This window comes from Nocardia sp. NPDC051929 (assembly GCF_044548645.1).
GTDB lineage: Bacteria > Actinomycetota > Actinomycetes > Mycobacteriales > Mycobacteriaceae > Nocardia > Nocardia sichangensis.
In genome coordinates, this window is the sequence record NZ_JBIUCG010000014.1 from 167,965 (window position 1) to 182,768 (window position 14,804).

A 14,804-nucleotide genomic window follows, 5' to 3' on the forward strand; every position below is an offset into this window, starting at 1 on the left:
GAGCCTGCTCACCCTCGGATGGCTGGGCTACTCGATGGCGCAGGCCAAGGCTCGGCCGTGTCCCTAGGTACCCGATGCGGCGATCTGCAACTTGGCACTGTCGCCGACGACCTCGATCCAGCGGCTCTCGGAAGTCGTCGTGCCGTTCTTCAAGGTGTAGGTCAACGCGACGACCGCCCGATTCGCGCCGTTCTGCGTAACCGAGCCCACGCTCACCGAGCGAATCGTGCCCCAGAAGTTCACGTATGAGTCGTAGCCGGTCTTGGCCTGGTATCCGGGGGCCAGCTGCGTCCAGGCGCCGGACACGTTGGTGGGCAGCATGCCGTAGTAGCCCTGGATGAACGAGGCGATCCGGTCGGGTGTCGGCGGACCGGACGGGGTCGTCGTCGCGGTGGTGGCCGGGCCCGTGGTGGTCGGGGCAGGGCTCGACGTGGGCTGAGGCGTGGTGCTGGGCGGCGGAGTCGTGCTCGGCGCGGGGTTCGTCGTTTGCGCCGGAGGGGTGGTGCCCGGGGCAGGCGGGGGCAGCGGAGCACCCGCTGAAGTGGGCGCGGGCCCCGGCACGGGTCCAGAAGTGGGCGCGGGCGCTGAGGAGGCGGATGTTTGCGCCGGGGCGGGAGCGGGAGCTTGCACCGGCGCCGGTCGAGGCTCGGCTCCGGCCGCGTCGGCTGGCGCCTGCGTGTTCTCGGGCGCCACGGCGGCCGGAGGCTCGACCGACGACGTCGGCGCGGCGCCGCCCTCGCCGTCCACGCCGGCCAGCGTCGCGATGATGCCGACCAGGATCAGCACCCCGACCACCGCGGCGACTTCCACGGCGATCAGTCTGCGGCGCTGCCTGCCGCTCAGAACACTCCGCAACCTCGCCGCCACCCCGGCCAGCCTCGGCACCGGCCGTGACGTAACTCCTTGCGGCACGGCCGGACCCGGCACAGCGGCGGGTACGACCGCGGTGACACCGGTGTCGTCCGACTGCTCCGGCGATACGGCAGCGGCGGGGTCGGGCAGCACGGTCGTCGTGGCGGCGGGGGCGGCAATCACCTTGGTCACCGATGCGGGCAGCTCCAGATCCCGTCCCGCCGCGACGGCTTCGAGGACCGCTTTCGCCTCCCGCATGGTCGGGCGGTCGGCGACGGCCGGGGCGAGCAGGTACATCAGCACCGGCCCCAGCGAGCCGGCTGCCTCCGGCGGCGGGATTTCGCCCCGCGCCACCGCGTGCAGCAGGGCCAGCGGGTTGTCGCTCTCACCGAACGGTGGAGCGCCCTGCACCGCCGCGTACAACGTCGAACCGAGAGCGAAGACGTCGGAAGCCGGTTCCGGGTCCTCGCCGCGCGCCACCTCGGGCGACAGGTAGGCCGGCGTCCCGGCGAGAAACCCGGTGGCCGTGACCGTCACGTCGCCGACCGCGCGGGAAATGCCGAAGTCGGTGATCTTGACCGTGCCGTCGTCGGCGACCAGCAGATTCGCCGGCTTCACGTCCCGGTGCATGATCCCCGCGTCGTGCGCCGCGGCCAAGGCGCTCGCCGCCTGCGCGCCGATCCGGGCGACCTCCAGCGGCGGCAGCGTCCGGTTGCCCGACAGCTTGGTCGCCAGGCTCGGCGCGTCCAGGTACTCCATGACCAGCCAGGGCTGGCCGTCTTCCTCGGCCACGTCGAACACGGTGATGGCGTTCGGGTGGTGCAGCCGCGCCGCGATCCGCCCCTCCCGCATGGCACGCCGTTTCGCCTCCAGCGCAGCCGATCCGGTGAGTCCGGGACCGAGGAGCACCTGTTTGACCGCGACGGTGCGCTGCAGCCGGACGTCGGTGGCCCGCCACACCACACCCATGGCGCCGGTGCCGATCGGATCCGTGAGCCGGTAACGTCCCGCGATCAATCGATCCGCCGTCATCGTGGTGTGCCTCTTCCTACTTGCGCGCCTAGCCGTCTCGCACTCCACACGCAAGCCCGGAAGAATTCCGAAAGCGTACGCGCCGAGGTGCTTTGCACCACTGAGCAGGGACGCGAACGCATCCGCCGACTGCCCCGGATGCAGTTACAACGCCTTCGACAATGGCACATCCACCCGACACACAGCCACCTCCCGGTGCGGGCACGGACGATCGCCCAGGTAAACCGCGCGCGCCCGCCACTGTGACGCGCCGACGAGCGCCCCGATGCACGCGAGACATGACATCCGGGCAGGTAGCAAAGGCCCTTCACACGAGAGCATCTCGCTATTGCTCACAGTCCACCACTGATCGCCGTCCGGCCGCGACGCCCGCTGCGGACCACGAACGGACGGACAGGCCGAGAAAGGCGCTCACGTCCGCTGCACTCCGCGCGCCTACGCCCGATTCGCGAGACGAAGATGGCGCGCCCCGGGCACTCGGCAGACCGATCGGCCGGTCGAGAGCGTCCGGAAGCAGCGATGCCCGACCTGCGGCAAAGGCGACGTACCGATACGGCTTCCAAAGCCTCGCGCCTGACGATCGGGCAGCCGCGTTCGCGCTGACAGCGCGGCGCCGAGACCCTCGGGCGTCGGCGCCGCGCCGCATCGGCGAACGGCTACGCGTTGAAGTACTTCGCCTCCGGATGCAGCAGGACAAAGGCGTCGGTGGACTGCTCCGGATGCAGCTGCAGCTCCTCGGAGAGCACGACGCCGATGCGATCGGCTTCGAGCAGGTCGACCAGTTTGGCGCGGTCCTCCAGCTCCGGGCAGGCGCCGTAGCCGAACGAGTAGCGGGCGCCGCGATAGCCGAGCTTGAAGTACTCCAGCACGTCGGCCGGGTCGGAGTCGGCGACCGCGTGACCGTCGAGGACGAGCTCCTCGCGGATGCGGCGGTGCCAGTACTCGGCGAGCGCCTCGGTGAGCTGGACGCCGATGCCGTGCACCTCGAGGTAATCGCGGTAGCTGTCACCCGCGAACAGCTCGTTGGCGAAGTCGGCGATCGGCTGCCCCATCGTGACCAGCTGGAACGGAAGCACGTCCACCTGACCGGTCGAGCGGGCGTACTCCCGCGAACGGATGAAGTCGGCGATGCACAGGAACCGGTCGCGCTGCTGCCGCGGGAAGGTGAACCGGTACCGCTCCGGCGCATCGGGTTCCGGTTCGGTGAGCACGATGACGTCGTCGCCTTCGGACACCGCGGGGAAGTAGCCGTACACCACCGCGGCGTGCTGCAACACACCCTCGGTGCTCAATCGGTCCAGCCAGGCGCGCAGACGCGGCCTGCCCTCGGTCTCCACCAGTTCCTCGTAGCCGGGACCGTCGCCACCGCGCTGCCCACGCAGGCCCCACTGCCCCAGGAACAACGCCCGCTCGTCGAGCAGGCCCGAATATTCGTGCAGCGCGAGGCCTTTCACCACCCGTGTGCCCCAGAAGGGCGGCACCGGCACCGGCAGATCGGCCGCGACGTCGGAGCGCTCCGGCACCACGACGGGCGCCTCGTTCGCCCTGCGCTCCGCCGCGATTCGCTTGGAGCGCTCGTGGCGCGCTTTGCGCTCGGCGGCCTTCTCCCGCTCGGCGATGGCTTCCGGGCTGTCCGGGTCGAGGTCGCCACCGCGTTTGCGGGTCATGATGTCGTCCATCAGCCGCAGGCCCTCGAACGCGTCGCGCGCATAGTGCACGTCGCCCTCGTACACCTCGGTCAGGTCGTTCTCCACGTAGGAGCGGGTGAGCGCCGCACCGCCCAGCAGCACCGGGAACTGCTCGGCCACACCCTTGGCGTTGAGCTCCTCGAGGTTCTCCTTCATCACCACGGTCGACTTGACCAGCAGGCCCGACATGCCGATGACGTCGGCCTTCTTGTCCACCGCCGCGTCCAGGATGGTGGCGATCGGCTGCTTGATGCCGAGGTTGACCACCTCGTAGCCGTTGTTCGACAGGATGATGTCGACCAGGTTCTTGCCGATGTCGTGCACGTCGCCCTTCACGGTGGCCAGCACGATGCGGCCCTTGCCACTGTCGTCGGTGGCCTCCATGTGCGGCTCGAGGTACGCGACGGCGGCCTTCATCACCTCGGCGGACTGCAGCACGAACGGCAGCTGCATCTGACCGGACCCGAACAGCTCGCCGACCGTCTTCATCCCGGCCAGCAGGGTCTCGTTGATGATCTGCAGCGGCGGCACCTCGGTCATGGCCGCGTCCAGGTCGGCTTCCATCCCGGCGCGTTCCCCGTCGACGATCCGCCGCTCCAGCCGCTCGAACAACGGCAGCGCGGCCAGTTCCTCCGCCCGCGACGCCTTCGACGAGGAGGTGGACACGCCTTCGAACAGCGCCATCAGCTTCTGCAGCGGGTCGTAGCCCTCCGCACGGCGGTCGTACACCAGATCCAGCGCGACCTCGCGCTGCTCCTCCGGGATACGGCTGATCGGCAGGATCTTGGAGGCGTGCACGATCGCCGAATCCAGACCGGCTTGGACGCATTCGTGCATGAAGACCGAGTTGAGCACCTGCCGGGCGGCCGGATTGAGGCCGAAGGAGATGTTGGACAGACCCAAGGTGGTCTGCACCCGTGGATGCCGGCGCTTGAGCTCGCGGATGGCCTCGATGGTCTCCAGCCCGTCGCGGCGCGACTCCTCCTGGCCGGTGCCCAGGGTGAAGGTGAGCGTGTCGATGATGATGTCGCTCTCCGACAGCCCCCAGTTGCCGGTGATGTCGGCGATCAGCCGCTCGGCGATCTCCACCTTCTTCGCCGCGGTGCGGGCCTGGCCCTCCTCGTCGATGGTCAGCGCGACCACGGCGGCGCCGTGCTCGGCGACCAGGCGCATGGTCTGCTGGAACCGCGAATCGGGACCGGCGCCGTCCTCGTAATTCACCGAGTTGACCGCGCAACGCCCGCCGAGGTGCTCCAGCCCGGCCCGCAGTACGGGGGCCTCGGTGGAGTCGAGCATGATCGGCAACGTCGAAGCGGTGGCCAGCCTGCTCGCCAGCTCCGACATGTCGCGGGTGCCGTCCCGGCCGACGTAGTCGACGCACAGGTCGAGCATGTGTGCCCCGTCACGGGTCTGGTCCTTGGCGATGTCCAAGCACTTCTGCCAGTCCCCGGCGAGCATGGCCTCACGGAATGCCTTGGAGCCGTTGGCGTTCGTGCGTTCGCCGATCATCAGGACCGAGGCGTCCTGCTCGAACGGCACCGCGGTGTACATGCTGGACACGCTCGGCTCGTGCACCGGCGCGCGCCGCTGCGCGATCGGCGGCAGGGCCGGCTCGACTTCGCGCACCGCGGCGGTGACCTGGCGGATGTGCTCGGGCGTGGTACCGCAGCAGCCGCCGACCAGGGCCAGGCCGAACTCGGTGACGAACCCGCGCAGCGCGACCGCCAGTTCCTCGGGGGTGAGCGGGTAGACCGCCCCGTCCGCGCCGAGCACCGGCAGCCCGGCGTTCGGCATCACCGAGACCGGCACCTGCGCGTGCCGGGACAGGTGGCGCAGGTGCTCGCTCATCTCGTCCGGGCCGGTCGCGCAGTTCAGGCCGATCATGTCGATGCCGAGGGGCTCCAGCGCGGTGAGCGCCGCGCCGATCTCGCTGCCGACCAGCATCGTGCCCGTGGTCTCCACCGTGACGTGCGTGATGATCGGGATCCGGCGGCCCAGCTTCGCCATCGCACGCTTGCTGCCGGTCACCGCCGCCTTGACCTGCAGCAGGTCCTGGCAGGTCTCGATGAGGATGGCGTCGGCGCCCCCGTCCAGCATGCCGAGGGCGGCCTCGGTGTAGGCGTCGCGCAGCGCGGCGAACGGGGCGTGTCCGAGCGTGGGCAGCTTGGTGCCCGGCCCCATCGAGCCGAGCACGTAGCGTGGCGTACCGTCGGGAGACGGTCCCATCTCGTCGGCGACCTCACGGGCCAGCCGGGTTCCCCGCTCGGAGAGGTCGCGGATCCGGTCGGCGATGTCGTAGTCGGCGAGGTTGGGCAGGTTGCAGCCGAAGGTGTTGGTCTCCACCGCGTCGGCGCCCGCTTCGAAATAGGCGCGGTGGATGCCGCGCAGGACCTCGGGGCGGGTGTCGTTGAGGATCTCGTTACAGCCCTCCAACCCGCGGAAATCGTCGAGGGTCAGATCGGCAGCTTGCAGCATGGTGCCCATCGCACCGTCGCCGATGACGACACGGCGGCGCAGCGTGTCGAGTAGCGTGGTGTCGAACTCGGCGGGGACGGACGCAGACATGCGTTCCAGCGTAGTGGGCGCGGCTGACGATCCAGGCCACGGCGTGGAGGCTCGGTGTCCTGGACCACACGCGCGGCCCGGAGCCGCCGCGTCCGCGCTCCGGAACACGCCACCCCGTCCGGCCGTTCTACGACACGCCATATCGCCGCACACCGTAGGCTGACCGAGTGAACGCCAGTGAAACTCCCGATCCGGAACTGCCGACGTTGCGGGATCCGGTACTGGTCGCCGCCTTCGAGGGGTGGAACGACGCCGGTGACGCGGCCAGCGGCGCCGTCGAGCATCTGGAACTGATCTGGGACGCCGAGCCGTTGGCCGAGCTCGACTCCGAGGACTACTACGACTATCAGGTCAACCGGCCGACGGTGCGTCAGGTGGACGGTGTGACCAGGGAAATCCAGTGGCCGTCGACGATGTTGTCGGTGTGCTCGCCGCCCGGCAGCGACCGCGACGTGGTGCTGCTACGCGGTATCGAACCGAATATGCGCTGGCGCAGCTTCTGCGGCGACCTGCTGGAGTTCATCGAGCAACTCGGGGTGCAGACCGTGGTCATTCTCGGCGCACTGCTCGCGGACACTCCGCACACTCGTCCGGTACCGGTGACCGGCTCGGCATACAGCAAGGAAGCGGCCGAGCGGTTCAGCCTGGAGCAGACCCGCTACGAGGGACCGACCGGGATCACCGGCGTGCTGCAGGACCAGTGCGTGAAGGCGGGGGTCCCGGCGGTGTCGTTCTGGGCCGCCGTTCCGCACTATGTCTCCCAGCCGCCGAATCCGAAGGCGACCATCGCGCTGCTGCACCGGGTCGAGGACGTGCTCGACATCGAGGTGCCGCTGGGTGAGTTGCCCAAGCAGGCCGAGGACTGGGAGACCGCGGTGAACGAGATGACCGTGGGCGACGAGGAGATCAGCGAGTACGTGCGCTCGCTGGAGGAACGCGGCGACGCCGCGGTCGACGTGAACGAGGCGATGGCCAAGATCGACGGCGACGCCATCGCGGCCGAATTCGAGAAGTACCTGCGCAGACGGGGTCCGGGCAGCTTCGGTCTCTGATCGGTTGCGCGTCGGCGCGTTCGGTGCGGGCGGCCGGCGTCCGCGGGGTTCACCGGAAGTTCGCCGGGGGGCCACCTTCAGGTCGGGAAACGACCCCCTCCTACACTTTCGCCGGTGACCGTCCATCCGATCGTCGAGCGTCTGCGCACCTTCGACGAGCGGATCGCCGTCCATTGCCCCGACCGTGCGGGCGCGGACGGCGGCGGATCCCCACCCACCCGGCAGGTGACCTACGCTCGGCTTGCTGCGCTCGTCGAGTCCTTCGCGGCCGAACTCGGCCCGGCCCGTCGCCTCGTCGCGCTCGCCGCGCGCAACGATCTTTCCTCGCTCGTCGCGTACCTCGGAGCGCTCAGCGCCGGATGCGTGGTCTTGCTGACCGAGCAGATCACTGCGGAGTTGCGGGACGCCTACGACCCGGACGTGCTCGTCGAAGACGGGCGCGCCGAGGTGGTCCGGGAACGCTCGGCGCATCGCCTGCATCCGGAGCTCGCGCTGCTGCTGAGCACCTCGGGCTCCACCGGGTCGCCCAAACTGGTCCGGCTCTCGGCGACGAACCTGCGTTCCAACGCGGCGGCCATCGCCGAGTACCTGGCCATCGGTCCTGGCGATTGCGCGGCCACCACCCTGCCGATGTTCTACTGCTACGGGCTGTCGGTGGTGCACAGCCACCTGTGGCGCGGGGCGAGCCTCATGCTCACCGACCAGTCGGTATTGGACACGCAGTTCTGGCGCGCGTTCCGGGACTGCCGCGCAACGTCGTTCGCCGCGGTTCCCTACACCATCGAACTGCTGGACCGCATCGGTTTCGCCCGTATGGACCTGCCGCACCTGCGTTATGTCACCCAGGCGGGCGGCAGGCTGGCGCCGGAGCGGGTACGCGAATACGCCGCGCTCGGCCGGGAACACGGCTGGGAGTTCGTGGTCATGTACGGCCAGACCGAGGCCACCGCGCGAATGGCCTATCTGCCCGCGCATCTGGCGAGCGCGCACCCGGACTGCATCGGGATCCCGATTCCGGGCGGCGAATTCACCCTCGAGCCGGTCGAGGAAGCCGACGACAATGGGGACGAACCGCGTGAACTGGTCTATCGCGGGTCCAATGTGATGATGGGGTATGCGAAGTCCGCCGCAGACCTCGCCCTCGGCCGTACGGTCGATGCCCTGCGCACGGGCGACCTGGCACGACGCACACCCGACGGCTTGTACCAGGTGGTCGGCAGGCGTAGCCGGTTCGCCAAGATCTTCGGACTGCGCATCGATCTGGAGCGTCTCGAATCCGGGCTGGCGGAGGCCGGATTCACGGCACGGTGCGCGGACGACGACGCGCACCTCGTCGTGGCCGTAGAGACCCCGCGGTCCGATCTCACCGAGCTCGCCGCGCGACTGTCCGGCCTGCCCGCCGCCGCCGTGCGGGTCCACGTGGTCGAACGGATCCCACGGTTACCGAACGGCAAACCCGACTACCCCGCTATCCGGCGGCTGGCCGGATCCGCGCCGCAGACACGTGATATCCGCTCCCTCTACGCCACGACGCTGGGCATCGATCCCGCGCGGGTCCACCCGGACAGCACGTTCGTCGACCTCGGCGGCAACTCGCTCACCTACGTGACCACCGCGGCACGGCTGGAGCGGGCGATCGGCCGCCTGCCCACCGACTGGCCGAACACGTCCGTGGCGGAACTGGAACGGATACCACGAGGCCGCAGGCGTTTCGGACGGGCACTCGACACCGGAACGCTGCTGCGCGCGGTCGGCATCGTGCTCATCGTCAGCTCGCACGCCGGAGTGTACGTGCTCTGGGGCGCGGCGCACGTGCTGCTCGGCGTGGCCGGATTCAACTTCGCGCGGTTCGGGGTGACCACGGCCCCAGCCGCCGAGCGACTGCGCCACACGTTACGCACCGTGGCATACATCGCGGTGCCGACGGCGCTCTGGGTCGCGCTGACCATGACCCGCACCGACTACTACGGCTGGCAGAATGTCCTGTTACTGAACAAGATTCTCGGCCCGCACGACAGCGCCACCGCCGGGCACCTGTGGTTCCTCGAGGTGCTCGTGTATTTCATGCTGGCCGCCGCGCTGTTGATCCGGATCCCCGTGGTGGACCGGTGGCAACGGGCCGAGCCGTTCTGGTTCGCGATGGCGCTGGTCGCGCTGAGCCTCGTCTTTCGATACCAAGCGTTCGGTCTGTATTCGGCGAAGGACATCCCGTTCTCTCCGCTGGCGGTGTGGCTCTTCGCGCTCGGCTGGGCGGCGGCGAAGGCGACGTCGATGTGGCAGCGGATGACGGTGAGTGCCGTCGTACTGATCACGGTGCCTGGCTATTTCGGCGTTCCCGAACGGGAACGTTTGATCATGGCGGGCTTGCTCGCACTGGTGTGGTTGTCCGCGGTCCGGGTTCCCGCCGCCGTCGCCGTCTGCGCCGCGGTGCTGGCCGACGGCTCGTTGTTCGTCTATCTGCTGCATTGGCAGGTATACCCGCTGTTCGAACAGCACCGGCTCGCGGGGCTGCTCGCTTCCCTGGCAGCGGGTGTACTCGTCACCGGCGCGGTGACCGGGCTGCGACGCTGGGGTTCGGGGCGGTACCGGGCAGTTCGGTCGCGGCGATCAGCTCTCCACCGTCCACACCCGCGCCGCCGCCTCCTGAGCCAGCTTGGCTATCAAGATGTCGCGCGGAATCGTCTGGCCGGCAAAGTGATCGAGTGAGGGAACCACCACATGGTGCGCGTCCGCGCGCTTGAGTTCCGCCGTGAGCTCGGCGAAAGCCGCCCCGTCACCGCCGGTCGATTCATGGAACGTTGCGGCGAAGCACAGCCCTTCCTCGCGGGCGAGGCTGCTCATCGCGGCCTCGAGCTCCTTGCTATGGCCATCGGCCAGATCGTCACGCAAGTATCCATAGATCAACGCTTCCACCCGAACCTCCGTTGGATTGGGATCGCTGTTCTCTTATGTGGATCCACCCGTTTTACGGGGTATTTGCGCTTCGTGCAAGAGCAGATGTACTTGCAATTGCTCTTACAGGAGGGGCTGGCTAACTTCTAGCGCCATGTTCAGCATGCACAACGCGGCGGCGCGAAAGTAGCTGTCAACACACGGACATCTGCCTGCCCTCTTAAGGCCACCAAACGTTAACTGGTGCGATACTACAGACGTGGCCGCTACCGACGATCGACCCGTCTGGGCAGTCCGAATGCGTTCCGAGCGTGACGCGAGGGGGTGGTCGCAAGCCGACGCTGTTCGCGTGATGCGTGGAAAGTCTTCGCACAACCTGCCGACCGACAGTACTCTCCTACGCAACTGGCGCCGTTGGGAATCGGGCGAATCACGCCCCGACGACTTCTACGCGCCGATCATCGCCGCCACCTTCGACACGGTGACCGCGGCGTTCTTTCCCAAGGCCAGACCGAACCGGGACGACGAATTGCTCTCGGCCACCGGCATGGACACGCTCGAGTTCATCGGACGACTCCGTATGTCCGATGTGTCCTCCGTGACACTGGAGGCCGTCCGCATCACCGCAGAACGCCTGTGCTGCGAATACTCCTACGCCGACCCGCACGACCTGCACGCCGACGGCACCGCGTGGCTGCGCAGAATCACCTCGTTGCTGGACGGTCGCCTGACCCTGGCGCAGCACCGCGAAATCCTCGTTCTCGCCGGATGGGTGGCGTTGCTGGTCGGCTGCGTCGACTACGACCTCGGCAGGCGCACCGCCGCGGAGGCGACCCGCCGCGCCGCCCAGTCGCTGGCGCAGGAGGCGGAGAACATCGAGATCGCGGCATGGGCAGCGGAAATGACCGCGTGGTTCGCGCTGACCCAGGGTAACTACCGCGGCGTCATCGAGACCGTGCAGCCGACGCTGGAAGTAAGCCAGCACCTGCGCGTCGGTGTCCAGCTCGCCGCCCAGCGCGCCAAAGCCTGGGCCAGGCTGGGCAACCCGCGCGAGGTGGAGGCGGCGCTCGACGAAGGCCGAGCTATCTTGGAGCGACTCGATCATCCGGCCAATCTGGACAACCATTTCGTCATCGATGCGAACAAGTTCGACTTCTACGCGATGGACTGCTGCCGGGTCGCGGGCGAGGATCGGCTCGCCGAAACCTACGCGCGGGAAGTGATCCGCAACGCCACCCGCCCGGACGGCAGCGTGCGCAATCCGATGCGGGTCTCCGAGGCGCACCTGACTTTGGCCGTGGTCGCGGTGCGCGACCGTGACCTGGAACTCGCGGTCGCCGAGGGCATGCGCGCGTTCGCGGGCAGCAGGCGGTCGTTGCCCTCGCTGATGTGGATCGCGGGGGAAGTCGCGCGCGAGATCATCGAGCGGTTCCCCGGCGATCCGCGCACCCGCGCTTATCTGGACCAGTTGCGTTCGCTGTCCGTCGAGTGAGCCGACCTGCGCAGCGGCAGCGGCGAACGGTGACGAACCGGACGCGGCCACGCCGAACACCGGAACGTCGTGCGGGTGGCGATCGGCCCGCTACTACCCTGTTCCCGGTGACCGACTCCGATGACGGCTGGGCCGACGCCCACTGGGACGACCGGCTGCGGCTGTTCTCTTTCGCCACCGCCGAGCGGCGCGCCGATTACCTCCGGGTGCTGCGCGCGTTCGACGGCGCGCGGGCAGCATACGTGGTGCTGCTGCACGCGGACGACGTCGCGGAGTGGATCGACCGCAACGGGAACACGCCGCACACGCCCGATCCGGTCACTGCGAACCAACCGGTCACGAATGCCGGCGTGGATCCGGCGCAAGCGCGCACGCGTCCGTCGGATCCACCCGGGGGCGAGCCGGAAACCGGTGCGCCGGACCGGTCCCCGGAGACACCCGGCCGACCCGCGGCCCCCCCGCTGACCGCGGCCGAGATCGGCCCGTTGCTAGACCAGTTGCACCAGTGGGGCATGCTGGAGCGCAGTTACGACGGAACCCGCGCCGCGACGCTGGCCGAATATCGTAATCGGCACTACGTGTACCAGTTCTCCCAGGCTGGTTTCCAGGCCTACCAGGCAGTCGCCGGTGTGCTCAGCGCCCGCCTCGACGAAGCTTCGTTGTCGCGCCTGGTGCTGCCGGAACTGCTGGCCGATCTGCACACCCTGGCCGAGGCCAACCGGGCGGGTGACGCCGAACGCGTCTACCGCACGCTGCGCCGTCTCGACATCGCGTTATCCGACCTGGCCGCCCGCGCCGCGCACTTCTATCTGGGGCTCGGCGACCTGGTTCGCACCACCGAGATCACCCCGGAATCGTTTCTCGCGCACAAGGACGCCCTGCTGGCGCACATGCGGGAGTTCAGCCTCGACCTGGCCCGGTTCACCCCGCGGCTGGCGGCCGCGATCGCCGAGATCGAGGAGACCGGCGTCGACGACCTGATCGGCCGGGCGGCGCGCTGCGACGAGCGGGTGCTGCTGAGTGTCGAGGAACGCCGGTCGGATTGGCAGGCCAGGTGGGACGGACTGCGGACCTGGTTCGTCGCGTCCGGCGGTGAACAGGCGGGGACGACGGAGGCCGAGCGGTTGCGTGAGGCCACCATGAGCGCGATCGCCGCGGTGCTGTCGCTGCTGCGGCGGGTCACCGAGACGCGGCGCGGCGGGGTCAGCCGGGAGTCGGCGCTGCGGCATCTGGCCGGCTGGTTCACCGCGGCGCCGACCGTGGACAGCGCCCATGCGCTCTTCGACGCGGTGTTCGGGCTGGGCAAGCCGCGGCACCTGGCGATGGAGCACCCGGACGCCGACGTGATTCCGGCGATTCGATCTTGGTGGGACGCACCGCCGTTGGAGATCTCGCGCACGCTCGCCGAGACCGGACGCCCGCCCACCGCGGGTGCGCCCGCCCGTATCCACCGCAACGACGCGGGTATCCGGCGTCTGCGCGAGGCGCAGTTGGACGCGCAGCGGGCCCGCGCGGAGGCCGCCAGGTCGCTGGCGTCCGGCGACGTGCACGAACGAGTGCTGGACGACCGGGAGACCGAGGTGCTGCTGCGGCTGCTGGACGCCGCGTCCACCGCGTGGGTTCCGGTGCGCGGCCGGGTGGCCGGCACCACCGGCTCCGACAGCGGCGTCACCCTGACGGTGTCCGAGCACGACGGTCCGACCGTCGTGCGCACCACCCGGGGACTGCTGCGGTTGAACAACCGGTCACTGAAGATCGAGCAGACCGCCGGAACACGGTCCCGCCCGCGCGGGGAGCACGGCTGATGCACGCACACACCATCGATGCGCTCGCCCTGGACAACTACCAACGCGCCGCCCGAGTCGTCCTGGCCAACCACCTGGTGACCCGCGCCTATCCGGACCGGATCGCACTGCCGCTGATCCGGCGCTGGGCCACCGAGCTGCGCGAGGACCTCGCCGAATTGTTCGGGTACCGCCTGGAAGTCACCGAGACCACCGCGCGGGTCTTCCCGGTCGCCGACCGCCTGGACGCGGGCAGGCCCGCGCGTACCGCCGCCGAGCGCGTCTTCGACCGCCGCCGCTACGCCTACCTGGCTCTCGCGCTGGCCGCGCTGGGGCGCGCCGGGGACCAGATCACGCTGTCGGAGCTGGCCGATCAGGTCGCCGCCTACGCGAACCGGGTGGAGGGACTGGAACTGGCCACCGACCGGGCCGCCGACCGCGACGCGTTCGTCGACGCGGTGGGCTGGCTGACCGTGCGCGGCGCGCTGGGCCTGGCCGACGGCGACGCGGGCGGCTGGGCCAGCGATCCGGAGGCCGGTGAGGCGCTCTACGACATCGACCGGCCGGTCGTCTTCGCGCTGTTCCGGCCGCCGCGGGCCCTGCAACATCTGCACGGCGTGCGCGGGTTGCTCACCGAAGAGCCCATGGTCGGCGGTGTTTCCGCGCACGCGACGACCACCGCCGAAATCGCCCGCCGGGTACGCAGGGCGCTGGTGGAGCAGCCGGTGGTGTACGCAGAGGATCTCGCACCCGAAGAGCGTCCTGTTCTCGCCCAGGAGCGGATCGTCGCGGAGGTCGAACTGTTCACCGGGCTGCGCGCCGAACGCCGCGCGGAGGGCGTGGCGCTGATCGACACCTCGGGGCGGCTGTCGGACGTCCGCTTTCCGGGGACCGGGACGCTCGCGCAGGTCGCCTTGCTCCTGGCCGGTGAGATCGCCGACCGCGTGCTGGACATCGATCACCCGCTGCCGCGGCGCCACGCCGGCCCGGACACGGATGCGGCACTGGCCGACCAGCTCGATGAAGCCATTCCCGAATCCACGCTGTTCGTGCCGCTCGCGGAGCCGCGTTCGCCGGATCCGTCCGCCCCCGAACCGGATTCGGCGACGGATGCAGCGGAGCAGACAGACCGGTCCGTCGCGACAGGCTATCCGCTGATCGACCGGGCCTGGCTGTATGAGACGGTGCAGGCGCTGGCCGATCGCTACGGCACGACGTTCGCCGCGCAATGGCAGGCCGACGTTCCTCGCCTCACCACCGAGGTGGTGGCGCTGCTGGAACGGCTGCGGCTGATCCGGATGGTCGAGGACGGACTGCTCGTGCTGCCCGCACTGGCCCGCTACCGTGGCGCGGTCGTCACGGTCCGCACCAAGCGGGCCGCGGAGCTGTTCGTCACCGCGGCCGACACCTACGGGCCCGGCGGCACCGGGACGGAAGGGAACTGACG

At 69.5% G+C, this 14,804-nt stretch carries 8 protein-coding genes; 5 read left to right on the plus strand and 3 right to left on the minus strand.

Translation table 11 applies throughout. The features are described 5' to 3' along the window. Positions 1–63: 63 nt before the first annotated feature. Both ACIHAX_RS20405 and metH read right to left on the minus strand, forming a co-directional pair. Positions 64–1,884, minus strand: a complete 1,821-nt coding sequence (locus ACIHAX_RS20405; RefSeq protein ID WP_364428369.1) for a protein kinase — start codon at positions 1,882–1,884, stop codon at positions 64–66. 656 nt (positions 1,885–2,540) lie between these two features. Continuing rightward, complete coding sequence (gene metH, locus ACIHAX_RS20410) at positions 2,541–6,137, minus strand: methionine synthase (RefSeq protein WP_355077499.1); 3,597 nt, start codon at positions 6,135–6,137, stop codon at positions 2,541–2,543. A gap of 167 nt (positions 6,138–6,304) precedes the next feature. On the opposite strand from metH, the gene ACIHAX_RS20415 reads away from it, so the two are divergent. Together ACIHAX_RS20415 and ACIHAX_RS20420 are read left to right on the plus strand one after the other, a co-directional pair. Continuing rightward, on the plus strand, positions 6,305–7,189 hold the full coding sequence (locus tag ACIHAX_RS20415; RefSeq protein ID WP_063018039.1) for a PAC2 family protein: 885 nt from the start codon (positions 6,305–6,307) through the stop codon (positions 7,187–7,189). Positions 7,190–7,303: 114 nt separating this feature from the next. Then, positions 7,304–9,895 (plus strand): AMP-binding protein, encoded by a 2,592-nt coding sequence (locus ACIHAX_RS20420; protein WP_397279032.1) that lies wholly within the window; start codon positions 7,304–7,306, stop codon positions 9,893–9,895. On the opposite strand, the gene ACIHAX_RS20425 is transcribed toward ACIHAX_RS20420, so the two are convergent. Next, positions 9,797–10,102, minus strand: a complete 306-nt coding sequence (locus ACIHAX_RS20425; protein WP_350901430.1) for a hypothetical protein — start codon at positions 10,100–10,102, stop codon at positions 9,797–9,799. The genes ACIHAX_RS20420 and ACIHAX_RS20425 overlap by 99 nt on opposite strands. Positions 10,103–10,433: 331 nt before the next feature. Here ACIHAX_RS20425 and ACIHAX_RS20430 point away from each other — a divergent pair, with 331 nt between their 5' ends. From ACIHAX_RS20430 to ACIHAX_RS20440, 3 genes are all read left to right on the plus strand, one after another. Then, positions 10,434–11,573 (plus strand): XRE family transcriptional regulator, encoded by a 1,140-nt coding sequence (locus ACIHAX_RS20430; protein WP_355077686.1) that lies wholly within the window; start codon positions 10,434–10,436, stop codon positions 11,571–11,573. Between the two features lie 155 nt (positions 11,574–11,728). Beyond that, positions 11,729–13,378 (plus strand): TIGR02677 family protein, encoded by a 1,650-nt coding sequence (locus ACIHAX_RS20435; RefSeq protein WP_397279104.1) that lies wholly within the window; start codon positions 11,729–11,731, stop codon positions 13,376–13,378. Beyond that, positions 13,378–14,802 carry a TIGR02678 family protein gene (locus ACIHAX_RS20440; RefSeq protein ID WP_397279034.1) on the plus strand — a complete coding sequence of 475 codons (1,425 nt, stop codon included), beginning with the start codon at positions 13,378–13,380 and terminating at the stop codon, positions 14,800–14,802. Before ACIHAX_RS20435 ends, ACIHAX_RS20440 begins: the two co-directional genes overlap by 1 nt. Positions 14,803–14,804 lie beyond the last annotated feature (2 nt).

Excerpts from the sequence above, each read along its gene's own strand:
- ACIHAX_RS20430 (WP_355077686.1), top strand. The coding sequence starts at position 10,434 with ATGCGTGGAAAGTCTTCGCACAACCTGCCGACCGACAGTACTCTCCTA.
- ACIHAX_RS20440 (WP_397279034.1), top strand. The coding sequence starts at position 13,378 with ATGCACGCACACACCATCGATGCGCTCGCCCTGGACAACTACCAACGC.
- ACIHAX_RS20405 (WP_364428369.1), bottom strand. The coding sequence starts at position 1,884 with ATGACGGCGGATCGATTGATCGCGGGACGTTACCGGCTCACGGATCCG.
- metH (WP_355077499.1), bottom strand. The coding sequence starts at position 6,137 with ATGTCTGCGTCCGTCCCCGCCGAGTTCGACACCACGCTACTCGACACG.